This window comes from Rhizobacter sp. (assembly GCF_035702065.1).
GTDB lineage: Bacteria > Pseudomonadota > Gammaproteobacteria > Burkholderiales > Burkholderiaceae_C > Rhizobacter.
Window position 1 is genome coordinate 1 of record NZ_DASSRA010000303.1, and the last position, 6,669, is coordinate 6,669.

6 protein-coding genes are annotated in these 6,669 nt (G+C 67.9%); 2 read left to right on the forward strand and 4 right to left on the reverse strand.

Features of this window, described 5'->3' with window-relative positions; all coding sequences use genetic code 11:
• Together VFL64_RS13705 and VFL64_RS13710 are read right to left on the reverse strand one after the other, a co-directional pair.
• On the reverse strand, positions 1-1,559 hold a 1,559-nt coding region (locus tag VFL64_RS13705), incomplete at its 3' end, for an ABC transporter substrate-binding protein (RefSeq protein WP_489540936.1).
• Positions 1,560-1,589: 30 nt separating this feature from the next.
• Positions 1,590-1,784: a heavy-metal-associated domain-containing protein gene (locus tag VFL64_RS13710; protein WP_489540937.1), complete on the reverse strand. Its 195-nt coding sequence runs from the start codon at positions 1,782-1,784 to the stop codon at positions 1,590-1,592.
• 121 nt (positions 1,785-1,905) lie between these two features.
• Here VFL64_RS13710 and VFL64_RS13715 point away from each other — a divergent pair, with 121 nt between their 5' ends.
• Positions 1,906-4,071, forward strand: coding sequence for a heavy metal translocating P-type ATPase (locus VFL64_RS13715; RefSeq protein ID WP_489540938.1), 2,166 nt, complete (start codon positions 1,906-1,908; stop codon positions 4,069-4,071).
• On the forward strand, positions 4,068-4,466 hold the full coding sequence (gene cueR / locus VFL64_RS13720; protein WP_489540939.1) for a Cu(I)-responsive transcriptional regulator: 399 nt from the start codon (positions 4,068-4,070) through the stop codon (positions 4,464-4,466). The genes VFL64_RS13715 and cueR overlap by 4 nt, the downstream gene beginning before the upstream one ends.
• Here cueR and VFL64_RS13725 read toward each other — a convergent pair.
• Both VFL64_RS13725 and VFL64_RS13730 read right to left on the reverse strand, forming a co-directional pair.
• The gene (locus VFL64_RS13725; protein WP_489540940.1) at positions 4,463-5,725 is read right to left on the reverse strand and encodes a cyclic di-GMP phosphodiesterase; all 1,263 of its coding nucleotides are present in this window, start codon (positions 5,723-5,725) and stop codon (positions 4,463-4,465) included. The two genes, cueR and VFL64_RS13725, sit on opposite strands and share 4 nt — an antisense overlap.
• Before the next feature lie 134 nt (positions 5,726-5,859).
• Positions 5,860-6,522, reverse strand: coding sequence for a c-type cytochrome (locus tag VFL64_RS13730; RefSeq protein WP_489540941.1), 663 nt, complete (start codon positions 6,520-6,522; stop codon positions 5,860-5,862).
• Positions 6,523-6,669: the final 147 nt, after the last annotated feature.

The window sequence follows — 6,669 nt, forward strand, 5'->3', positions numbered from 1 at the left end:
GTGATCCAGCGCCACTCCAGCCAGTTGTCGGGGCGGTGAACAGCATCCACGTTGGCGCGAGCCGCCCAGGGAATTACCTGGCGGTGCAGCGGAATGTTGAGCACCAGCTCGTTGTGCCGCTTGAGCGCGGCCTTGATGAGCTGCTCGCGCTTCTTCGGGTCGGCTTCCTTGCTCGACGCAGCGGCCAGCTCCTCGAACTTGGCATCCTTGGCGCCACCGAAGTTCCATGAGCCGATGCCGCCTTCACCACGACCGCGCAGCACCGGGGTGAAGATGGTCTCGGCATCGGTGATGGCGCCGCCCCAGCCCAGCATGTACATCGAGGTGTCGTACTTCTGCACCTTGGGGAAGTAGTTGGCGCGCGGCATCGCGTTGACGCGGATCTTCATGTTCAGGCGCGCCCACATGGCGGCCAGCGCCTGGCAGATCTCTTCGTCGTTGATGTAGCGGTTGTTCGGGCAGTCGAGCGTGACCTCGAAGCCCTGCGCGTAGCCGGCCTCGGCCATCAGCTTCTTGGCGGCCTCCAGGTCATAGGGCAGGCGCTTCTCGATCTCCGGGTCGTTGTAGCTGCCCAGCGGCGAGGGCGTGATGCTGCCGGTGGGCGCTGCCTGGCCGCGCATCAGCTTGGTCTTGATGGTCTCGATGTCGATGGCCTGGTACAGCGCCTGGCGCACGCGCTGGTCCTTGAAGGGGTTCTTGCCCTTCACGTTGCTGTAAAGCAGCTCGTCGCGCAGCTGGTCCATGCCGATGAAGAGCATGCGGTTCTCGGGTCCGTCGATCACCTTCAGTCCGGCCGTGTTGCGCAGCCGCGGCAGGTCTTGCGGGGCCGGGTCGATGACCAGATCAATCTCGCCCGAGATGAGTGCAGCCACGCGCGTGGCGTCGCTCTTGATGGGCGTGTAGACCACCTCCTGCACGTTGCCGTCGAACTTGCCCCACCACGCGGTGTTGCGCTTGTAGACCGTCTTCACGTCGGGCTGGCGCGACACCAGCACGTAGGGCCCGGTGCCGTTGGCGTGGAAGGAGGCATAGCCCTCTTCCTTGTTCTTGAAGTCGAGCGGCTTGGTGGCCTTGTTCTTCTCGGCCCAGTCCTTGCTCATGATGGGCAGCAGGCTGATGTGCTGCAGGAAGATCGGGTTCACGCTCGCGAGGTTGAACTCGACGGTGAGCTTGTCGACCTTCTTCGGCGTGCCCACCGCATTGGCGTAGACGGCGATGTCGGAGGTGCCGGCCGCGGCGCGCTGGATGGAGAACAGCACGTCGTCGGCCGTGAACGGCGTGCCGTCGTGGAACTTCACGCCCGGGCGCAGCTTGAAGCGCCACTGCGTGGGCGAGGTCTGCTGCCACTCGGTGGCCAGCGCGGCTTCGAGCGCCATGGTCTTGCCGCGGCTGACCAGGGTCTCATAGACCTGGCCGTTCATGGCGTTGGTGAGCAGCTCGTTCTGCGATTGCGGGTCCATGGTCTGCGCATCGCCCTGGGTTGCCCAGCGCAGGGTCTGGGCAGAGGCCAGGCTGCTCAGCGCAACGGCCACACAAAGGACGGACAAGCTGCGTTTCATGCGCACTCCTGCAAACGGAAAGCGCCGAGTTTATGGGGCGGGGGCGTATCCCTCCTCGGCCAGGGCCGAACGGATCTCGCTGGCCGGCCGGCTCGATTCGATCTTCACGGTGTGGCTTGGCAGGTCGATGTTCACCTGGGCGTTGGCGTCCAGCTTGCGTACGGTTTCGGTCACGGTGCGCACGCAATGGCCGCAGGTCATGGTGGGCAGGGTCAGTTCAATCATGAAGGCTCCTTCTAGGGTGGAGCAGAGCATCCACCTTGCCATGGTGTCAAGGTCAAGTACACGGTCTTTCTTTGATCTGTGCTTGACCTTCCCATGATGGCAAGGTTTAAGCTCCCTTCCCATGGCATCCCCCACCCTCACCCTGCAGCTGCCCATCGAGGGCATGACCTGCGCCTCGTGCGTGACCCGCGTCGAGAAGGCCCTGGCCCGCGTGCCCGGCGTGCAATCGGTCAGCGTCAACCTGGCCACCGAGCAGGCCACCGTGGTGCGCGACAAGAACAGCGGCCCCACGGCCGACCTGCTGGCCGCAGTCGAGCGCGCCGGCTACACGGCCCGCGAGATCACCGCCCCCGAGCCGCCTTCGCACGCGGGCGGCTGGCAGGTGGCGATCGGCGCGCTGCTGTCGGCCCCGCTGGTGCTGCCCATGCTGGGCGACGCCTTCGGCCAGCACTGGATGCTGCCCGGCTGGGTGCAATTGCTGCTGGCCACGCCGGTGCAGTTCTGGCTCGGTGCGCGCTTCTACGTGGCCGGCTGGAAGTCGGTGCGCGCCGGCAGCGGCAGCATGGACGTGCTGGTGGCCCTGGGCACCACCGCCGCCTACGGGCTGAGCGTGTGGCACCTGTGGCACGACAACTCGGCCATGCCGCCGCTGTACTTCGAGTCCTCGGCCGTGGTGATCACGCTGGTGCGCTTCGGCAAGTGGCTGGAGGCGCGAGCCAAGCGCCAGACCACCGAGGCCTTGCGCGCGCTGCAGGCCTTGCGGCCTGACACCGCGCGCGTGCGCCGCAACGGCGTCGAAGAAACCGTCCCGCTGGCCCAGGTGCGGGTGGGCGACGAGGTCGTGCTGCGCCCCGGTGAGCGCGCGCCGGTGGACGGCAGCGTGCTCGAAGGCGCGAGCCACATGGACGAATCACTGCTCACCGGCGAGAGCCTGCCGGTGGCCAAGGAGCCAGGCGACCGCGTCACCGGCGGAGCGATCAACGCCGAAGGCTTGCTGGTCATCCGCACCACCGCCGTGGGCGCGGAGACCGCGCTGGCGCGCATCGTGCGGCTGGTCGAGTCGGCCCAGGCGCGCAAGGCGCCGATCCAGCAGCTGGTGGACCGCGTGAGCGCCGTCTTCGTGCCCGCCGTGGTGGTGGCGGCGCTCATCACCTTCCTCGGCTGGTGGTGGTGGAACGGCGACGCCTCCACCGCCACGCTGCATGCGGTGGCCGTGCTGGTCATCGCCTGCCCTTGCGCGCTCGGCCTGGCCACGCCGGCCGCGCTGATGGTCGGCACCGGCAACGCGGCGCGCCACGGCATCCTGATCCAGGATGCGCTGGCGCTGGAGACCTTCCAGGCGGTGAAGGTCATCGCCTTCGACAAGACCGGCACGCTGACCGAAGGCAAGCCGGTGCTGGTGGAGTCGGTGCCGGCCGCGGTGGATGGGCCGGCCTTGCTCGCCCGCGCCGCCGCCCTGCAGGCCGGCAGCGAGCACCCGCTGGCGCGCGCCGTGCTGCAGGCGGCAGGTGCCGCTCTGCCGGCGCAGCAGGTGCAAGCCGTGGCCGGCCGCGGTGTGCGCGGCATCGTCGAAGGCGAACACCTGGCCCTGGGCAGTGGGCGCTGGATGGACGAACTCGGCGTCGCAACCCAGGCGTTTGCCGACACGGCGCAGCGCCTGCAATCGCAAGGCCGCACCGTCTCATGGCTGGCGCGCCTGGGCGGTACGCCGCAATTGCTGGGCCTCCTGGCATTCGGTGACCGCGTGAAGCCCGAAGCCGCCGCCGCGCTGTCTGCGCTCAAGGCGCACGGCGTGCGCACCGTGCTCGTGAGCGGCGACAACCGCGGCAGCGCCGAAGCCGTCGCCCGCGAGCTGGGCATTGCCGAGGTGCATGCCGAGGTGCTGCCGGGCGACAAGGCCGGCGTGGTCGCCGCGCTGCGCCAGGGCCTCCCGCATGGCGCCAAGGTGGCGATGGTGGGTGATGGCGTCAACGACGCGCCGGCCCTGGCCGCCGCCGACGTCGGCATCGCCATGAGCACCGGCACCGACGTGGCCATGGCCACCGCCGGCATCACGCTGATGCGCGGCGACCTGTCGCTGGTGACGGCGGCGCTCTCGATCTCGCAGCGCACCACCGCCAAGATCCGGCAGAACCTGTTCTGGGCCTTTGTCTACAACGTGGTCGGCATCCCGCTGGCGGCCCTGGGGTGGCTCAGCCCGGTGGTGGCGGGTGCGGCGATGGCGTTGTCCAGCGTCAGCGTGGTCGCCAATGCGCTTCTGCTCAAGAGATGGAAACCCAACAAATGAACATTGGTGAAGCCTCGAAGCAATCGGCCGTCTCGGCCAAGATGATCCGCCACTACGAGAGCCTTGGCCTGCTGCCCAAGCCGCCGCGCACCGAGGCCGGCTACCGGCTCTACGACGAGGCCAGCGTGCACACGCTGCGCTTCATCCGCCGCTCGCGTGACCTCGGCTTCAACATCAAGGAGATCGAGGCCCTGCTCGGCCTGTGGCGCAACCGCCGCCGCGCCAGCGCAGACGTGAAGCGCATCGCCAGCGCGCACGTGGCCGACCTGCAGCGGCGCATCGACGAGATGCAGGCCATGCAGCGCACGCTGTCGCACCTGGCGCACTGCTGCCAGGGCGATGCGCGACCGGATTGCCCGATCCTGGATGATTTGGCGGGCGAGGTGACAGGCTAGGCGGCCACCCCAGTGCGCTTCAACGCCTCTGGGCCTGCCCAGAGTTCATCGAGGTGGGGAAACTTCCACTGCGCATTGGATTCACGCGCCGCGATGCGGTCGCCGGCGCTGCCGCTCGACAAGTCGATCAGCTCCGGCGGAATGTGCAGCTGGGAGCGGGTGGAGAAGAACACCTTCACCTTGGGCGACACCAGCGATTCGGCGTTCTGCTCGCACACCACCGCCAGGCGGCCCGACTGCATGCGCACCAGTGAGCCCACGGGGTAGATGCCCACGCTCTTCACGAAGGCCTGGAACACGACGTCGTCGAAGTGGCCACCGCGCCATTCGGCCATCTTGCGGATGGATTCGGCCGGGTCCCAGCCGTTCTTGTAGGGGCGGTTGGAGGTGATGGCGTCGTACACGTCGCACACCGCGCCCATCTTGGCGAGCATGGAGATCTGCTCGCCCTTCAGGCCGTGCGGGTAGCCGCTGCCGTCCATCTTCTCGTGGTGGTGCAGGCAGACATCGAGCGCTCCCTCGGTGGCCGTGCCGCCCTCGCGCAGCATCTCGTAGCCGCGCATGGGGTGCGACTTCATGATCTTCCATTCGTCGTCGGTGAGCTTGGCCGGCTTGTTGAGCACGTCCGACGGCATCATCGCCTTGCCCAGGTCGTGCAGCAGGCCCGCCAGGCCGGCTTCGCGCGTGCGTGTCTCGTCCAGGCCCAGCTGCCTGGCCAGCGACACCATCAGCGCGCACACCGCCACCGAGTGCATGTAGGTGTAGTCGTCGTGGTTCTTGAGCCGGGCCAGGCTGACCAGCGCGCCCGGGTTGCGGTACACCGAGCCGGCGATCTCGTCGACCAGCGGCAGGCATTCGCTCGCGTCCAGGGCATTGCCCATGCGCGCCTCGGAGAAGAGCGCCATCACCGCCTGCTTGGACTTGGACATCAGCACCGCGGCGCGCTTCACTTCACCGGTGAGGCTCGTGGCCTGCTGCGAGATGAGGGCAGGCGCCACGGGCTCGGGCGCCGGCTCGGCAGCGGGAGCGGGGGCGGGTGCCACAGGTTCCGGCTCGGCCGGCGCGGCAAGCTGCACGTCCAGGCCCTTGCTGCTGTCGATGAGGCAGGCCTGCACGCCGCTGGCCAGGAGCTTCTCCAGGTCAGCGGGGTCGGTGAGGACGAACTTGGTCTTCCAGAAGGGGTGATCGAGCCAGGAGCCCTCCAACGCGTGCAGATGCATGCCCAGGCGAAGCTGTTGGATGGGGATCTTCTTCAGCATGGTGGAAGGTGCGTTCGAGAATGGCCGCTCCGGGTGCTATCGACACCCGGCGGCCAAACTTGATCGCCGGCGCACAAACAAAAACGCCGCTCGGAAAGAGCGGCGTTTTGTGTGAACTAAGTCCTGCCTGGCGGTCAGCGGAAGCGCGATTGCGGCACCGTGTGCAGGTCGCTGGGCAGCGTAGACAGGTACTGGGCGATCAGCTTGAGCTGCGCGTGGGTGAAGGGCTGGGCGGTCGCCGCCATGATGGGGTTGGCGCGGCCGACCTGCGGGTTCGCGGTGGTCTGGTAGGCCTTCAGCGCGGCATACAGGTAGTCGGCGTGCTGGCCGGCCAGCTTGGGGTAGCTGCCGTCGATGGGGGTGCTGAAGTTCGGCCCGTGGCAGGAATTGCACTTGCCTTGATCGAGCAGCTTGGCGACGGCCTCGCTCGGCTGCGGCGCGGTGGCCTTGGCGGCCTCGGGGTTGGCGCCATGCTGTTCGTAGAAAGCGGCCAGGTCGGCGATGTCCTGCTCGGTCAGCGAGGCGGCGATGCCCTTCATCGTCGGGTGCTTGCGCTCGCCCTTCTGGTAGGCGTGCAGGGCGGCGGAGATGTACTTCGCGCCCTGGCCCGAGATCATCGGCACCTTGTAGATCTCGGGGAAGCTGGCCTGGTAGCCCGGGATGCCGTGGCAGCCAATGCACATGGCAGCCTTCTTTTCGCCGGCCTGCGGGCTGGCTTTGACGTCCTGCGCCTGGGCGCTGAAAGTGACGCTGCCGAAAGCAGCCAGTGCAACGATCGTGGAGAGCAGTTTGTTCATGTTCCAGCGGGGCGGGTCTTCGAAGTAGCCGCGGATTATAGGGAAGGCCTGGAGCCTCCCCGGCAGGCTGCAAACCCTGTCATCTGGCGGACAGCGGCGCCTGGGGTCGCGCTTATATACTGGCCCGCCACCCCCCCCGTCCCCCGT